General features: G+C 38.7%; 12 protein-coding genes and 2 tRNA genes. 5 read left to right on the top strand and 9 right to left on the bottom strand.

What is annotated here, in order from left to right:
* Nucleotides 1-79 precede the first annotated feature (79 nt).
* From FLEMA_RS0106515 to FLEMA_RS0106530, 4 genes are all read left to right on the top strand, one after another.
* Entirely contained in the window at nt 80-1279 is a 1200-nt protein-coding gene (locus tag FLEMA_RS0106515; protein WP_026994769.1) for a BatA domain-containing protein, read from the top strand.
* Nucleotides 1276-3486 carry a hypothetical protein gene (locus FLEMA_RS0106520; protein ID WP_026994770.1) on the top strand — a complete coding sequence of 737 codons (2211 nt, stop codon included), beginning with the start codon at nt 1276-1278 and terminating at the stop codon, nt 3484-3486. Before FLEMA_RS0106515 ends, FLEMA_RS0106520 begins: the two co-directional genes overlap by 4 nt.
* A 3-nt stretch (nt 3487-3489) precedes the next feature.
* A complete protein-coding gene (locus FLEMA_RS0106525) occupies nt 3490-5160 on the top strand; it encodes a hypothetical protein (RefSeq protein WP_026994771.1) in 1671 nt (556 codons plus the stop codon).
* A 182-nt stretch (nt 5161-5342) separates the two neighbouring features.
* Nucleotides 5343-5426 (top strand) — tRNA-Leu (locus FLEMA_RS0106530).
* Between the two features lie 242 nt (nt 5427-5668).
* On the opposite strand, the gene FLEMA_RS67730 is transcribed toward FLEMA_RS0106530, so the two are convergent.
* Nucleotides 5669-6286: a 2OG-Fe(II) oxygenase gene (locus FLEMA_RS67730; RefSeq protein ID WP_044170996.1), complete on the bottom strand. Its 618-nt coding sequence runs from the start codon at nt 6284-6286 to the stop codon at nt 5669-5671.
* 92 nt (nt 6287-6378) lie between these two features.
* Nucleotides 6379-7896, bottom strand: a complete 1518-nt coding sequence (locus tag FLEMA_RS0106550) for a malate:quinone oxidoreductase (RefSeq protein WP_026994772.1) — start codon at nt 7894-7896, stop codon at nt 6379-6381.
* 539 nt (nt 7897-8435) lie between these two features.
* Here FLEMA_RS0106550 and FLEMA_RS0106555 point away from each other — a divergent pair.
* Complete coding sequence (locus FLEMA_RS0106555; protein WP_026994773.1) at nt 8436-9323, top strand: SMP-30/gluconolactonase/LRE family protein; 888 nt, start codon at nt 8436-8438, stop codon at nt 9321-9323.
* Between the two features lie 276 nt (nt 9324-9599).
* On the opposite strand, the gene FLEMA_RS0106560 is transcribed toward FLEMA_RS0106555, so the two are convergent.
* The 7 genes from FLEMA_RS0106560 to FLEMA_RS0106595 all read right to left on the bottom strand — a co-directional run bounded on the left by FLEMA_RS0106560 (nt 9600) and on the right by FLEMA_RS0106595 (nt 16478).
* Nucleotides 9600-10520: a sugar phosphate isomerase/epimerase family protein gene (locus FLEMA_RS0106560; protein ID WP_026994774.1), complete on the bottom strand. Its 921-nt coding sequence runs from the start codon at nt 10518-10520 to the stop codon at nt 9600-9602.
* A 231-nt stretch (nt 10521-10751) separates the two neighbouring features.
* Nucleotides 10752-12467, bottom strand: a complete 1716-nt coding sequence (locus tag FLEMA_RS0106565) for a GMC oxidoreductase (protein WP_026994775.1) — start codon at nt 12465-12467, stop codon at nt 10752-10754.
* 129 nt (nt 12468-12596) lie between these two features.
* Nucleotides 12597-13577 carry an alpha/beta hydrolase gene (locus FLEMA_RS67735; protein WP_044170998.1) on the bottom strand — a complete coding sequence of 327 codons (981 nt, stop codon included), beginning with the start codon at nt 13575-13577 and terminating at the stop codon, nt 12597-12599.
* Between the two features lie 257 nt (nt 13578-13834).
* Entirely contained in the window at nt 13835-15097 is a 1263-nt protein-coding gene (locus FLEMA_RS67740; RefSeq protein WP_052353990.1) for a lipoprotein N-acyltransferase Lnb domain-containing protein, read from the bottom strand.
* Nucleotides 15098-15264: 167 nt separating this feature from the next.
* Nucleotides 15265-15939: a 16S rRNA (cytidine(1402)-2'-O)-methyltransferase gene (gene rsmI, locus FLEMA_RS0106580; RefSeq protein WP_026994776.1), complete on the bottom strand. Its 675-nt coding sequence runs from the start codon at nt 15937-15939 to the stop codon at nt 15265-15267.
* 28 nt (nt 15940-15967) lie between these two features.
* The gene (locus FLEMA_RS0106585) at nt 15968-16207 is read right to left on the bottom strand and encodes a 4a-hydroxytetrahydrobiopterin dehydratase (protein ID WP_159102657.1); all 240 of its coding nucleotides are present in this window, start codon (nt 16205-16207) and stop codon (nt 15968-15970) included.
* Between the two features lie 186 nt (nt 16208-16393).
* Nucleotides 16394-16478: transfer RNA gene (locus FLEMA_RS0106595), tRNA-Ser, on the bottom strand.
* Nucleotides 16479-16615: the final 137 nt, after the last annotated feature.

Genomic DNA, 16615 nt, shown 5'->3' on the forward strand with positions numbered 1-16615 from the left:
GTTTGTACGAAAACTAGGCAATAGGGTAGTACCAACAGGTTTTCGGATTTTCTAACGACCAAATTTTTAAATGTAAAAAATGCTAGAATTACTAAATCCTTTGATGCTATGGGGTGCTTTGGCTATTTCGATACCCATTGTTATACACTTTTGGCATCAAAAAAAAGGAAAGATTATTGCTTGGGCAGCTACTAGCTGGTTGATTGAGAAAAACCTTCAACAAGCCCGAGGACTCCGATTAGACAATTGGGTATTATTGCTATTGAGATGTATTTTGTTGTTGATATTGGCTTTTTATTTAGCAAAGCCTCTAGTAAGCTTTTGGCAAAAAAGTGATACTCCTGCCAAAATACATTTGGTACAGCCTAATGCCCTGATTGTCGATAACTTTAAGTTTGAAATAGAAAATGCCCTGAAAAAAAAGGAAAAGTGCTATTGGCTAAATGCCTCATTAGAGCCTATTCAGGCTATTGGCACTTTGCCTACTCAGCAGGATTTCGATGCCAATATTTTACAGAGTAGCTTGAATAAAGTGTCGAATGTAATTGATAATGAAGAAGTTGAGCTGTATTTTGTCAATAGCAGTGCCTTGGCTAAATTACCTCATATTTATGTGCCTACTCATTTTGAGCTACATTCACTTACCGATTCAACACAAAAAAATAAGAACGCTGTGCTAGCCCTTGCCGATGGCAAAAAGGTATTGGTCGATGCCAATAACCAGCTAAAAGTAAGTACCGAAACCCTTGACAATGCACCAATAGCTCATACGGGGGCGTTGAAAGTTTTATTATTGAATACCAATACTGTAGAAAAACAGAGTATCAAAGCAGCCCTCAATGCCCTAACAAACGTATATCAAATAGCCTTTGATATAACAGAGCAAAATATGCCTAATACGTTGTACGACATGGTATTTGCTGATAAAACAATAGCAAACCCAAGCAAGAATACATGGTATATTTATACCGATACCGACCACCAGAGGCCATTACCAGAACACCATGATGTTTTGGCAATACCAACAAAGCTATTACCCCAAACCTCAGAAATGGTTTTTAATGGGCAGTTGCCAGAATATCTCGGCGAAAAAATCATTGAACATTTTGGTCTTCAAAATACCAGTAATTCACTTAGTCATCAACAGCTCAATACCTTGTTCAAAACACAAACGTATCCTAAAAAAGCTATCAATAGTGGATTTCCTAAAGTCTTATTGTTGGTTTTTATCTTACTGCTAAGTCTTGAACGTTGGATTGCTATTTATAAAAATACATGAATCAACTCAAACAAATTATTGCAAAAGTTAACCTTCAGCTATATCTCATTGCGTTGGTGAGGAGCTTGGCTATTGCAGGTTCTCTTTTTTTTCTGACATTACTTCTTACAAAGTCAACCATCGGGGCTATCATTTTTGCTCTTGTGGGTTTTGCTGGAGCAGCCTTTTGGACACAGCTTTTTCGTCCTAAAAAAAAGGAAGCGGTTCAATTGGTACACCAAAAACTTGGCAATACCGAATACAGTTTGGAACTGTTGAATACCGAATCGCCCAATTTGGCTGAACAGCTTCAACTAGAACGCCTTTTGGCTCATGCCGATTATCGTATGCCTTGGGTTATTACGCCCTCTTTGGGTGTCTATATCGTTGCGTTATTGGCTTCTGTGGGTTTGTATATAAGTTGGCCCAATAGCAGCAGTGTGTCGCAACCACAGGCAGAGGGTTCACTTAGCAAAGGTACTGTGCCAAGTGAAGCAAAAGAACGTATACCTGCTTTTGAGTCGGCAAGTTTGAAGGTTAGCCCGCCTGCATATACCGCATTGACTGTAACCAATACCCAAAACATGAACGTTTCGGCTATTAATGGTTCGGTACTAAAATGGCAATTGAAGTTTTCGGGAAATCAAGGTTTGTCCGTAAAGTTAGTAAACAACCGAGGAGGAGAACTGCCATTTAGACAAGTAGGAGGAGTGTTTGAATATACCGACGAGCTACTCAACTCTGGATTATACGCTTTTAAGGCATATTGGAAAGATTCATTGATTTATCAGTCCGACTATTATCGTTTAGAAGCTGTGCCAGACCTTGCACCCAAAATAGAGCCTACTTCTAAGGAGTTATACAAATTTCATTTGCTAAAAGACCCCAAGAATATTCAGATTTCGGCCAAATTATCCGACGATTTTTTGGTAAGTCAGGCCTTTATTGTAGCTACCTTGGCAAGAGGTTCGGGCGAAAATGTGAAATTTAGAGAGGTTAAATTACCTATTTCTCAAACCAATTTTAAAGAAACAACAGTTACCAAAAATATAGACTTAAAAGCCTTTAATTTTACGCCTGGCGATGAGTTGTATTACTATTGGGCTGCATTTGACAATAAGCGACCAACTCCTAATTATACCAAATCAGATACCTATTTTATTGTTTACAAAGACACCACACAGGCCGAAGAAGCCGATTTGGCCACAATGGCGATGAATATCATGCCTGAGTATTTTAGAAGTCAGCGACAAATTATTATTGATACCGAAAAGCTGATTGCTAAACGTAAAAAACTCTCTGTCAAAGATTTTAATAGTACTTCCAACGAAATTGGTTTTGACCAAAAAGCTCTTCGTTTACGCTATGGGCAGTATTTGGGCGAAGAATTTGAAAATTCTATTGGCAGTGCCAATGCCTTGCCAAGCGAGTCGGAGGGTGGTGGCGACATCTTGAAAGGATTTAGACACGCTCATGACGAAGGTGAACACGACCACGAGGCTGGCGAAAAACATGAAGAAGAACACAATCATTCGCACGGAGGCAATAATGCTACCAACGAAAATAAAGACCCTCTGGCTAGCCTATTAGCTGATTATGTGCATTCGCACGACGATGGCGAAGCCAATACGTTTTATGAGCAATCAACAAGAAGTTTGTTGAAAATGGCTTTAGAACAAATGTGGCAGTCTGAGCTACACTTACGCTTGTACGAGCCTGAAAAAGCTATTCCTTTTGAGAAAAAAGCATTGGAATACCTAAAGTCTGCCCAACAAAAGGCCAGAACTTTTGTGAAAAAAACAAGCTTTGACCCGCCTCCAATCAAAGAAAAAGAAAAACGTCTGACGGGCGAATTAACTAAGTTCAACAACAGTTTTAGCTTTGATAAAAACTATTCTCAACAACAAGTACTCACGCTGATTGAGGAGGTCTTGGGGATTGTCAACAATACCAATGCTAAACTGAATGGAGCTCAAAAGCAAAAAGTATTAGCATTAGGCACTTTACTAAGTAGCAAAATTATCAATAGCGGTTTGTCGAACTGGTCAATTTTGAATGCTTTACAAAAAATTATCAATGATAAAAATCTTTCAAAACAAGAACAGGCTTCGCTTCAAACAAAATTATACCAACTTATTGGCAAAACGCTTCCCAACAAGAAAAGTGCTAATAATCAATCCTATTTAGGCGAAAAGAAACTAGAAAAAGCCTTTTGGAAAAACTTTTAATACATGATATTACAACTTCATATAACAGATATTTTAGCGTCATTTTCGGTATGGGATGGGTTGGTTGTGGCTGGCCTGCTGCTATTACTGGCCATTCAGGTATTAGCACTTTGGCAAAACAAAGCCAACACACAGTCAAGATTTGGTCTCAAAATAGGCTTGAATATTTTGCTTTGGCTAAGTATTGCTATGCTTTTTCTAAATCCAACTTGGCAGCAGTCGGCCGATACCAATCGGGTTTTGCTTGTGAGCAATGGTATTGGTGCCGAAGTTATCAAAAAAGTGAAAGATAGCCTCAAAATAGGCGAAACGTTTTCGCAAAAAGCATTTAATAAAAAGGTTCTCGAAAACCCCACTTTTACTACTCAGCTTGGTAGTGTTTATTTGTTAGGGCAAGATGCCCAACCCGAAATTATCAGTAAACTCAGCCACTTGCCTGTGCATTGGATTCCTTATTTCAGACAAGGCGAGTTGCAGGATATTCGCTGGAATGCTGTCGTTAGAAAAGGCGAAATACAAGAAGTTTCGGGGAAAATAAATTTGTCGGCACCTCAAATAATACGGTTGAAATATGCCAATCAAGTAGTGGATAGCCTGTCATTACCTAAAGGTTTTTCTAATTTTACACTGCGATTTCCTGCATTTTCGATTGGGCAAACTTCCCTTGATTTATTTTTAGACGATACTTTTTTACAGCCAATATCGTATTATTCTCTTAAAAATCAGGCATATAATATTCTATTTGTATTGAGTAATCCCGATTTTGAAAGTAAAACACTTGCCGATTGGTTGGGTCGTAATGGCAATCAAGTACAAACGATTACGACTGTAGCCAAAAATACCCAAAATACAGTTTCGATAAATAAAGTAGGCAAATTTGAGCCAGATATTGTTATTACTGATGCGTCAAATGCAGGCAATGCTTTGGTAAAAAAAGCCTTGAACGATGGTAAAAGTATTTTGTTTATCAACTTTGACGAACCAGAAACGGGTATAAAAAATATTAATCAAAACCTTGCTACAAAATGGCGTTTGAAGAGAACCTCTAACCAAGAAAATAGGGTTATTGCGGGCGATTTAACGGCTCATCCTTATGATTTTGAACCAAGTATTTGGCAAAAAAAAGTGGTAGATTATCCTGTAGCTATTCAGAAAAAAGCGGGGAAAGTAGGTGTTAGTTTGCTCAACGAAACCTTCCCAATGATATTGAGTGGCGACAGTCTGACATATTTTAATATTTGGCAAAGTACTTTACAAGCCTTACTTCCTGCGTCGTCTCGAAACATTATTATTGAAGCTCCTATTTTTAGGGATGTACCTCAAAGATTACAAATCAATACTGCTCAAAACGGGACAAAAACCTTGAAACTTGCCAAAGATACAATTCCAAGTATTGGGTCGGCTATTAATCCTATGTCGTCAAGAGGAGATTATATCTTTAGAATAGGGGGGTGGCAAACTTTTCAGGATACCTTGTCGGTATATGTAGAAGAACAAGAGGGCTCGATTGGGCTGTCAAAACGTCTACAACCGTATTTGGAGGGAAATTTCTTGAAAAAAAATACAGTTTTTGAAAAAAATAATAATACCCTTTGGTACACCCCACCAGAATGGGCTTGGTATATCATTATTGTACTCATTCTTACTGCGTTATGGATAGAACCTAAGTTGTAAAAACAAGCCATTTGTTAAAAAAACAGCTTGTTTTAGAACTGTTATTAGCATAACAATAAAAGATTTTAGCAAGGAATTTTGAAAACTGATTTGTGAAATAGAAATAAAAGCACTACTTTTGCATCACGAAACACGAACAAAAGCGTTCAAGTAAATCACAAGAAAGATTTTGTAGTGCAAATGCCCAGATGGCGGAATTGGTAGACGCGCTGGTCTCAAACACCTGTGCCTTCATTGGCATGCCGGTTCGACTCCGGCTCTGGGTACGCCTAAAAGCGAAACGAAAGTTTCGCTTTTTTTTTGGCCTTTACTATTGATAACCCCAAAATGAGTCACACATTTTGATGATTTTGTCCACTAATAATCCTTCTTATTAGCTTTCTTTTCTTTTTTCTCTGCTTTTTTTTCTTTGGGCGTTTTTAACGGTTCTTTCTTGTCCGTTTTTTTTGCATCTTGACTTTTGGCCATGTTGTTGATTGTTGGGGAAAATAAATGAATAATAGGAATCTTAACTATGGTTTAGAAACCACCCTGTAATGCTTAAACGCTCAGCATGAGTTTGGGTAACCTCGTGGTCGAGTTTGTCGCTCTCAAAGCAAACCATACGGCCTGCTAGTGGAGCAATAGAAATAGACTCTTCCATACCATTTTGTTGGGTATAAATAACAAGGTTTCCGCCATGTTCTGGAATCCAATCGGTATTGAGGTAATAAATCACTGATAAAATACGTCCTTTTTGGGCTTGGAAGGAGTCTCTATGGCGGCGGTAAAACTTGCCTGTAGCATATTTAGCAAAATGTACTTCCGAACTTTTGATGCCCAAATAACAAGTTTGGTTAAGATAATTGATAAAAGCTTGGTTATGCTGTAGAAGAACTCTTTCGGCCGAATCCTGTGTAGAGTTTTCTAGCCAAAGAATTTCGTCTCCTCTAATCAGCGAAGATTTGTGTACTTCGCTTTGTTTACCAATTCCAGCTTCTTTGAAGCTTCCAGCCTCATAACGGGCTGAAAATGCATTGAGGAGTAATAGTACCTCATTTGAAGTCAAAAAATTATCGCATACTGCATAGCCATTGGCTAAAATGCCTTCAATAAGTAGTTCAAATTGTTGTTCTTGGGTACTCATTAACTCAAAAAAAACCTTGTAAGTCTTGCTGACTTACAAGGTTTTTTGGGTTTTCGTAAATATAAGCAATAAATTGACTTAATCTAGTACTTTTATGCAATTTGAGCAGATTGTAAGCCCAAAACATCATTAGTCCATGCGTTAAGTTGTTGGAACAACGCTTGATTTTGAACCAACGATTGTCCGAAAGATGGAATCATGGTTTTAATTTTTGCTTGCCATTCTTCACTTTCAAACTCTTCTTTGAAACAACGTTGAAGCAATTGTAGCATAATATCAACAGCTGTAGAAGCACCAGGCGAAGCACCCAACAAAGCTGCAATAGAGCCATCGGATGCGGCTACGATTTCAGTACCAAATTCTAATACACCACCTTCTTCGGGGTCTTTTTTGATAACCTGTACACGTTGTCCTGCTACCAGTAGTTCCCAGTCGGCCATAGAAGCATTAGGGAAGTATTCTTTCAAAGCCTCTAATCTATCTTCTGGCGATTGAATAACTTGTTCTATTAGGTATTTAGTAAGGTCAAAATTATGAATACCAGCCTGAACCATAGGAATGATATTGCTAAATTTGATAGAAGCAGGAAGGTCGAGCAACGAACCCTCTTTCAAGAAGCGAGTAGTAAATCCTGCATAAGGGCCAAAAAGAAGCTCTTTTTTGCCATCAATCATACGAGAGTCGAGGTGTGGTACCGACATTGGGGGTGCTCCAACGGCAGCTTTACCATATACCTTGGCATTGTGACGCTCAATAATATCAGGGTTGTTACACTTGAGCCACTGCCCACTTACAGGGAAGCCCCCAAAACCTTTTCCTTCTTCGATATTTGATTTTTCAAGTAATGGTAAAGCACCACCACCAGCACCAACAAACACAAAACTTGTATAAATCTTTTTCTTATTTCTCTTTTTAGTAGCGAGGTTATCAAGCGTAATACACCAGTTGCCGTCTTCCAATTGTTTGAGGTCGGTAACTTCGTGTCTAAGTCTGATTTTTACGTTATCAAGCGATTTCAAGTGGTTGAAAAGCATACGAGTAAGATTACCAAAATTTACATCCGTACCAGCGTCGGTGTAAGTTGCAGCAACAGGCTCATTGCTATCTCTACCTTCCATAACCAAAGGAATCCAGTTTTTGATTTCTTCTGGATTTTCGGTATAACTCATGTCTTTAAAAACATGATACTGAGTCAAAACCTCATGGCGTTTTTTGAGATAAGCAACGTTTGCTTCGCCATGAACAAAGCTCATGTGTGGCACAGATTGAATAAAGTCATCAGGAGATAAGATGTTATTTTCAACCAAATATGCCCAAAACTGACGTGAAACCTGAAAGGAATCATAAATTTTTAGTGCCTTTGAACCGTCAACGCTACCATCGGGCTTTTGCGGGGTGTAGTTGAGTTCGCATAACGCCGCGTGTCCAGTTCCTGCATTATTCCATGCTTCAGAACTTTCGCCTGCAATTAAGTCTAAACGTTCAAAAATTGTAATTTTTAGGTCTGGTTGCAATTCTTTCAAAAGCATACCTAAAGTGGCACTCATGACACCTGCCCCAATCAAAACAACATCTGAATAGTTGGCAGCATTCTTAAATTTCTTACGCATTTCTCACAAAAAATCTTGGCTTGTTAGTTATATTTTTATCAACTGAAATAAGTAACATACTTTAAAACTCAAAATTGCACAATTCCTTCCATATATTAATTGTTTTCTCAATCAGTTTATATATTTTCTTGGTTTGTGTATAAAAAAATATACCTCAAAATGTATTATAACCTCAATATTATGTATAGTCTATTAGCAGATATATTTTTTAATATTTTACGCAAAAAACAGTAATATAACTATTCTAAGAAAAAAATTACACAAATAGTGTCGTAAATAGTATGAAATAGCTTGATTTCCAGTTTTTTATAGCCATAATTACGACTATTTTAGGTATGCTCTTACCTCAAAAATTAGAGTAAATAAAAGCTTGTTTGTTTAATCTATCCATCAAAATATTATATTCGATAATTTATTGTTATTTATGCCTATAAATCCCTATTAAATGCCCACAATGCAATGCTCAATGCAGGCGTTTTGTAGATACTTAGCAAAAAGACCTTTATTTTGTTCATTTATTTAATAACCTTAAAACGCTCATGAAGTTTCGATATACTGCCGATTTGTTCTTAGACTCAGACTGTTTATTAGGTGAAGGCCCTCTGTGGGATGCCCAACATAAGGTATTTTATTGGGTTGATATAGAAGGTAGAAATGTTCACTCATTCCATTTTGAAACGGCCATTTATACTTTTTGGTCTGTGCCAAAACGAGTAGGAGCTGTTACATTGACTAATCATGCCAATATGCTTTTGATGGGGTTACAAGGAAAATTGGCTGGACTAAATACCGCCACAGGACTTGTACAGGAATGGGCTACTATTGACCACCTAAAACCACAAAATAGATGCAACGATGGTCAAGTAGATGCTGCTGGACGACTTTGGATTGGTACAATGCAGGTCGATAATCAAAAAAATGAAGGTTCGTTATTTTGTGTATCGTCAGATATGAAGCCTCTTGTAAAACTTACAGGCTTGGGGATTTCAAATGGCATAGCATGGTCGCTAGATAACAAGACGATGTATTTTATCGATTCGCTTGATAAAAATATTAAAGCTTTCGACTTTGACCTTGCCAGTAGCAATATTACAAACCAACGAGTAATCTTTACCACTCATAACGACAGCGAAGTACCCGACGGAATGTGTGTTGATGCAGAAGGAATGCTTTGGGTAGCTTTTTGGGATGGCTTTCGTGTAGCCCGAATCAATCCATTAACGGGTGAAGAATTGGCCGAAATACACGTGCCAGTGCCACAGGTAACCTCATGTGCGTTTGGAGGCGACAATCTCGACCTCTTGCTTATTACTACAGCCAAAGTTGGTCTTTCAGAAGAAGCCCTACAGGCATATCCATTGAGTGGAAGCATATTTTCTTGTAATGTTGGGGTAAAAGGACTACTACCTTATGTGTTTGAGAAGTGAGGGAGATATGTTGAAAATAAAACTGTTTAAACGGTTGTAATTAATGAAACTCTTCGCCAGTTAATTAGGAATATACCAAAGAGGAGAGTAGGCTATCGAATATTTATAGCCAAGCCTGCAAATGCTTTTATCTCAAAAAATCTGACAGATTAAACGGTTTAATGTAATATATGACACAGAGTTACAAATAGTATCTTTAAGAAAATCATGTGTAACCCTGTGTCATAAAATAGCCATGTATGTTGCTAATGTTAATAAAACTGATCGGCCTATATTTTACGCTAAAAACTGTTTTAAATAATTTCTTGCTGTTAAAATAGCTTTTTCAACGTCTGCTGTTGAGCCTTCGTAGGCTTTGTCTTCAACCTCAATAACCACAGGGCCTCGGTAGCGAACATCGTTGAGGGCAGAGAAAAACTTGCCCCAATTAATATCGCCTAAGCCCGGTAATTTTGGTGAGTGGTATTCGAGTGGGTTGGCCATAATACCTACTCGGTTGAGTTTTTCTTGATAAACTTTGGCATCCTTTAGGTGAATATGATGCAGGCGTTCTTTGTAATCATAGATAGGACGTGTATAGTCCATTTGTTGCCATAACAAATGTGATGGATCGTAGTTGAGGCCAAGTGTAGCCGATGGAATAATGTTGAACATTTTATCCCAAATTACAGGCGTTGTAGCCAAGTTTTTGCCTCCTGGCCATTCGTCGTCGGTAAAGAACATTGGGCAGTTTTCGATACCAATTTTTACGCCTAAACTTTCTGCTAAAAGTACGATTTCTGGCCATGTTTCTTGGTATTTATCCAAATTGTAGGCAATATTTTTGGAAGGGTCACGGCCAATAAATGTATTGACCACAGGAATCTCTAACTGAGCCGCCGCACGAATGATTTTTTTGATATGTTCTACATAAAACTGTGCTTGTTGGGTATTGGGGTCGAGGGGGTTGGGGTAATACCCTAAGGCCGAAATATAAATACCTTTTTGTTGTACATAATTTTGGATATAGGCTACTTTTTCGGTAGTTAGGTTTTCAACGTCGATATGAGTTACACCTGCATAACGTCGAGCATCGGCATTGCCCGATGGCCAGCACATGATTTCAATACACTTAAATCCATTATCGGCCACAAAGTCGACCGCTTGTTCAAAAGTATGTTCGGCTAAAATAGCACTTACTAAACCTAATTCTAACATCGTTTTTGAGTTGAAATGTTGTATAAATCTTTACAAAAAATGGGGTAATTTCTGCTAAAATACACCTTTTGAATCATACAGTCAATGTAATATATTGCAGATTAGTAAATAAAAATTCGTAGTGCGGATGATTGAAAAAATTTAGAATTAGGCTCATTCCTCTTTTGTATAAGTACCATAAAGCTATTTTAACGATATTCTACACTACTCAATAAAAGTATTGGGGGGTATTTATAAATCTTTTCGTTTTAGGGCATCGGTAGCATATTTTACTGCACGGGCTGTTAGTGCCATAAATGTTAGCGAAGGGTTTTGATTACCAACCGAAGTCATACACGCTCCGTCGGTAACGAATACATTTTTACAGTGATGTAATTGATTATGAGCATTGAGCAATGATGTTTTGGCATCTTTTCCCATTCTAACACCGCCCATTTCGTGAATATCAAGCCCCGGTGCTTGTTTGCTGTCGGTCATATAAATATTCTTACAGCCTGCTTTTGTGAGGATTTCGCTAGCCTGTTCATGAAAATCTTTCATCATTTTAAGGTCATTGTTATCGTCGTAGCCAATCGACGTAATTAGTTGTGGAATCCCCCAGGCATCTTGCTGGGTACTAGACAACCTAACATGGTTTTTTTCTTGCGGTACAGTTTCGCCCTGCATCATAATAAATACGCCCCAAGGCCCAACTTCGGAGGACTCTCTCTTAAAGTCGGCACCAAAAGAGTCATCGTAAGTTTTTCGTCCCCAGCTACCCCTCGATGCCGAAAAGGCTACCATATAACCACGTAGAAAGTCTGTTTCTTGTTGACGGACATTTCTGAAAGAAGGCATAAAAGCCGAAGTAGGTCGACGGCCAAGGTAGTATTCATTTTCAAAGCCCTCGTAGGTAGCTCCGCCCGAACCTCGATAATTGTGAAATGCAATATATTTGCCCAGCATACCGCTGTCGTTGCCCAAGCCTTGAGGGAAACGATGCGAGGTAGAATTAAGTAAAATTAGATTAGAATTAAGGCAAGCGGCATTCACAAAGATAATTTTGGCATAAAACTCCATCATTTCTTTGGTATTGGTGTCTATTACACGAACTCCCGTTGCCTTGCCTTTTTGTTCATCATAAATAATAGAATGTACAACCGAAAATGGGCGCAGGGTCATATTGCCAGTTTGGGCTGCCCAAGGTAACGTCGACGAATTAGCACTAAAATAACCTCCATAAGGACAGCCCCGATAGCACAGATGTCGGGCTTGGCATTGTCCTCGGCCCTGTTGCAAATGAATAGGCTTTGGTTGAGTCAAATGAGCACATCGTCCAATAATTACTTGGCGGTCTTGATAATGTTGTTTTACACTTTGTTGAATATGTTTTTCCAAGCAGTTGAGTTCCCAGGCTGGCAAAAATTCGCCGTCGGGGAGGTTGTATGCACCATCTTTATTACCACTAATACCTACAAACCTTTCTACTTTGCTATACCAAGGGGCTAAATCCTGATAGCGAATAGGCCAATCTACCGCAAAGCCGTCACGAGCAGGAGCTTCAAATTCAAAATTACTCCAACGCTGGGTTTGGCGAGCCCAAATCAAAGATTTACCGCCAACCTGATAGCCTCTAATCCAATCAAAAGGTTTTTCTTGAATATAAGGGTGTTCTTTATCTTTAACAAAAAACTGTGCCGTGGCTTCGTCATAAGCATAACAACGTTTGGCGATAGGGTTTTCTTGAAGTTCGGCCAAAGGAGTACGCCCATGGTGTGGCAAGTCCCAAGGATTAGCCATAGCCGTAGGGTAGTCTTCTATGTGCTTTACGTCTCGGCCACGTTCCAATACCAAGGTTTTTAGGCCAGCTTCGCACAATTCTTTGGCGGCCCAGCCGCCACTAATACCCGAGCCAATCACAATGGCATCGTAGGTCATTTTCTTTTGGGCTTCTCCATTCAGATACATAGTTTGTTTGTTGTTTTATGATGAAAATTGGGAGGTTTTGGGAGAAAAATAAAAAAGCATTAACTCTCATGGAAAATTAATGCTTTTCTAGGTATCTGCTTGTGGCTTTGTACGGTATTGGGAATAAATCTATTCTAAAAAGCCTTTGATATGAGCCGTCATCTTGGCCGATTCGCAGGAAGTAGCCATGTGTCCACAGTCGCCAGTAAGTTCTACAATAGGAGCATTCAACAATTGTCCCAGTTTGATAGCGGCTATTGGGTTTACCATGTGGTCTTGTGTGGCTACCACCACCATCACTTTTGCTTTAATAATTTTGCGAACGTCTTCGGGTGCTTTTCCTTGAAAAATATCGTGATTAATCATGGCTCTAAGCTGACAAGCCCAATCGTAGGCATTACTTTTGAGGGCATCCTCTTCAAGTTTGGTCAAATATGCAGGGTATTCGTCTGTGGGTGTATGTTCTGCACGGTAAGTAGGTGTCCATAAATTGAGCTGATGCAGGGCATTCACCGATTTCATAGATTCATTGGAGTATTGCCCTCTTTCCAAGATATTGAGCTGTAAATTCCAGAAAAGTTTGTCATAGGCACTTTGTTTTGGACTACCGATAATAGGAATTACTTTGTCCATAAAATCAGGAAAACTGACCATCCATTGAAAAGATTGCATACCGCCCATCGAAATACCCGTTACGGCATAAAGATGATTAATTTTTAGGTATTCTCTTACCAGTTTGTATTCTGTATTGACCATATCTCGAATACTAATAAGGGGGAAGTTCTGGTTTTTTTGAGCAGTACTATTAGAAGGAGACGAAGACACGCCATTGCCAAGGGCATCTACCACAATCACAAAATATTTGGTACTATCGGCAAAGCTATCGGGGTTTGCCACAAATCCTTTTTGCTGGCTAGTACCTGTAAACCACGTTGGTACAAGCACTGCATTGGATTTATTGGCGTTTAGTTTGCCAAAAGTTCTAAAGCCTATTTTGGCATCTTTTAGAATTTGTCCATTTTCCAGACGGTAATCACCAATGCGATAAAATTGTTGCTGAGCAAAGGTAGCCTGAGCCATTAGAAGCAACAGAATAAGTAATTTTTTCATAGAAGGGTTAAGATTATTTTGTTTTTGCAAAAGTAAAAAAAGCCTTAAAATAACGTATATAAATAGGCGTAAATAAGTGGTTGTGCTGTATAATAAATGATAAGTTTATTGTTAAGTTGTTTGTTATCAGTGTTTTGGTTGATTTTGAGGTTTTTTAAAAGCATTTCTGTCGACTAAAGTATTATTTCTGATATTTACACAAAAAAGGGATTAAGGAAAAATTCCCCAATCCCTAAAAACTAATTAAGGTTTTATAATTATTCGTTTTCGTAATTGATAACCTGCATTTTTCGGCCTTTAATCACCTTACGGAATTTCGTTACGGTCATTCTATGTTCACGTTCAAAACCTACATGGTACATGGCTCTGATAAACAAAGGTAAAACCAACAAAACTAATTCTATCATGTATTGGGCTACAAACACAATACTCAAGGCCAAAGTGACACCCGTAATAATAAAATAGTACACATACCAAGTTTCGCCATTTTTCTCACGTAGCCTAAAAATAAGCGGTAAATGCCAAGGCAAAGCCCATAGTAAATTTTTGTTGTTGGTAGTAACACCATGGTCGGTACCAAACCAAAGGAATACCAATATCCAGCCTATAAAGCCCACTATACTAAATAGTGTTTTGTCGAGCCAGTAGCCTTTTTGGCGTTTTTTCCAATGACGATAGGTCATAAAACTAACGTAACCGAGCAAGACGAGAAAAAAGAACTTAGGCGTTAGGAAAAACAAAGGTGTTTGGGGTTCTTCGGGCAAAACAGGAAACAGCTGTGATTCGGTATCTACAATATAACGCAGTACGCCATGGGTCATTCTTTTGGCTGAGGCCATATTGCGTCTTAAATTTTCGGGTAAATAATTAGATTCAAATTGAGTTGTACGCTCGTCGGCATCCGAGCCAAGGGCAATATTCATTGCTACAGCCGCCCAACGCATATTACCATCGTACAAGCACTTGTTCATCCACTGCCTAAAAGTGGTGTCGCTCATGGTTCTTATATTGCCAAAGTGAATGCTGTCGGTACAGGCAATAACAACGGCATCACGCACCCTTGTGGCACAGTTATCAGTAAAGAACTTATAAAGGTAGTTACGCTTATTGGGGTCGTCGTAAGTGCGAGAAAGAGAGTCAAAAATAATTTGTTTTTGGGGCAAAGCCAAGTCCAATACCTGTTCGGTCATACCTCGGTTGGCCTGCTGATAATAGGCAATATAATCCGAAAGCCTAGCATAGCCCATTTTGTAAGGGAGTCGCCCTAATACAAATTTACCGTAAAAATTGGGTGTGTCAAAGTCATAAATCCCCCAGTTATAAGCCCTATCGATACCATTGGATGGGTCATAAATCCACAGTAATGAATGTCCAAAAATATCATTTAGTTCTTTACCGGGTTTTACTGTAATAACACTTACTTTGGTACTTTCAGACAGCTTCTGAGCCGAGGCCGAGCAACGGGCTGTCCAAACCAGTAAACAAATAAGCAATAATTTTAGATTGTTGAGGTTTTTCATGTAGTTTGAGGGTTTTCTATTGAATAAAGCAAAACGAATTTTCAGAAAACAGTCAGGTTGTGTTGATGAATTACGGGCAAAGAATAACCTGATTTTCACCTAGATTTGTCCAATTTTCAGAACAAATCATGCGTATTTGGTTGATAATACTCGAAAATAAGCAAAATTTATGCTTTCCCCGCAATAACCAGTACAATTTCTCCTTTAATAGTAGTTGGATTAGCTTGATAATGCTGGACAACTTCTTGTAAAGTACCACGGATATTTTCTTCAAAAACCTTTGTTAACTCACGAGATACACAAGCCTGTCGTTCAGGGCCAAGGTATTCGGCCAGCTGTTCGAGCGTTTTGATAAGCCGGTGTGGCGACTCATAGAATATCATGGTTCGTTCTTCTTCTTGTAGGTTGGTTAATCGAGTTTGGCGGCCTTTTTTATGAGGTAAAAAGCCCTCGAAAGTAAATCTGTCGGCAGGTAAGCCCGAGTTGACCAAGGCGGGTACAAAAGCCGTTGCCCCTGGCAGGCATTCTACTTCTAATCCTAATTTAAGGCATTCTCTTACCAGTAGAAAACCCGGATCGGAAATAGCAGGCGTTCCAGCGTCGGAAATAAGAGCTAAATTTTTACCTTCTTTCAGCATCTTGATAATACCAGCAGTACTATGATGCTCGTTGTGGGCATGATGAGCAAACAATGGTTTGGAAATACCCAAATGTTTAAGCAACATTCCCGAGTTGCGAGTGTCTTCTGCCAAAATACCATCAACCGATTGTAATACTTTAATGGCACGGAGTGTAATATCGTCAAGATTCCCGATGGGAGTAGGAACAAGGTATAATTTCATGATTGGGGGATTTACTGAATAATAAAACCTAGCTCAATAGAGCATCAATGGCTTTGGCTAAGGTATAATCTTTTTCTGTAATAGTATTGCCAGCGTCGTGAGTTGTCAGTTCTATATTGACAGTATTCCATACATTCGACCACCAAGGATGATGGTTATGCTGTTCTGCCAAGAAAGCCACACGAGTCATAAAAGCAAAAGCTTCCGAGAAATCACGGAATTGGAATGTTTTTTTCAAAGTATTTTTTTCTTCTAACCACATAGCCAAAGAGAGGTTATTTTGTGAATTTAAACATCAGTAATACCCACAAAAGCATTCCAGCAAAAGTAGAGGCATTCATGCAAATATACAATAACTCAAGAACAGATAAAAGTTTGGGAAGATTATTGGCTATGTGCAAAGCCCACAATGAACGAACATAAAAAAAGCTCATCCGCAGGATGAGCTTTTGTGTAGAGAGTGAGGGATTCGAACCCCCGGACCTGTTACAGTCAACAGTTTTCAAGACTGCCGCAATCGACCACTCTGCCAACTCTCTTTGTGATTGATGATGCAAAATTAGTGTTTTTTGCCTTGCTGTCCAAATTCGATTTCATAAAAAATGAATAAAAAGTGTCGTCTGAATTGCCAATGATTGATTTTCAAATAGATAAGTTTGAAAAAAAATACGTTTTT

The organism is Flectobacillus major DSM 103 (assembly GCF_000427405.1).
In the GTDB taxonomy this organism is placed as follows: domain Bacteria; phylum Bacteroidota; class Bacteroidia; order Cytophagales; family Spirosomataceae; genus Flectobacillus; species Flectobacillus major.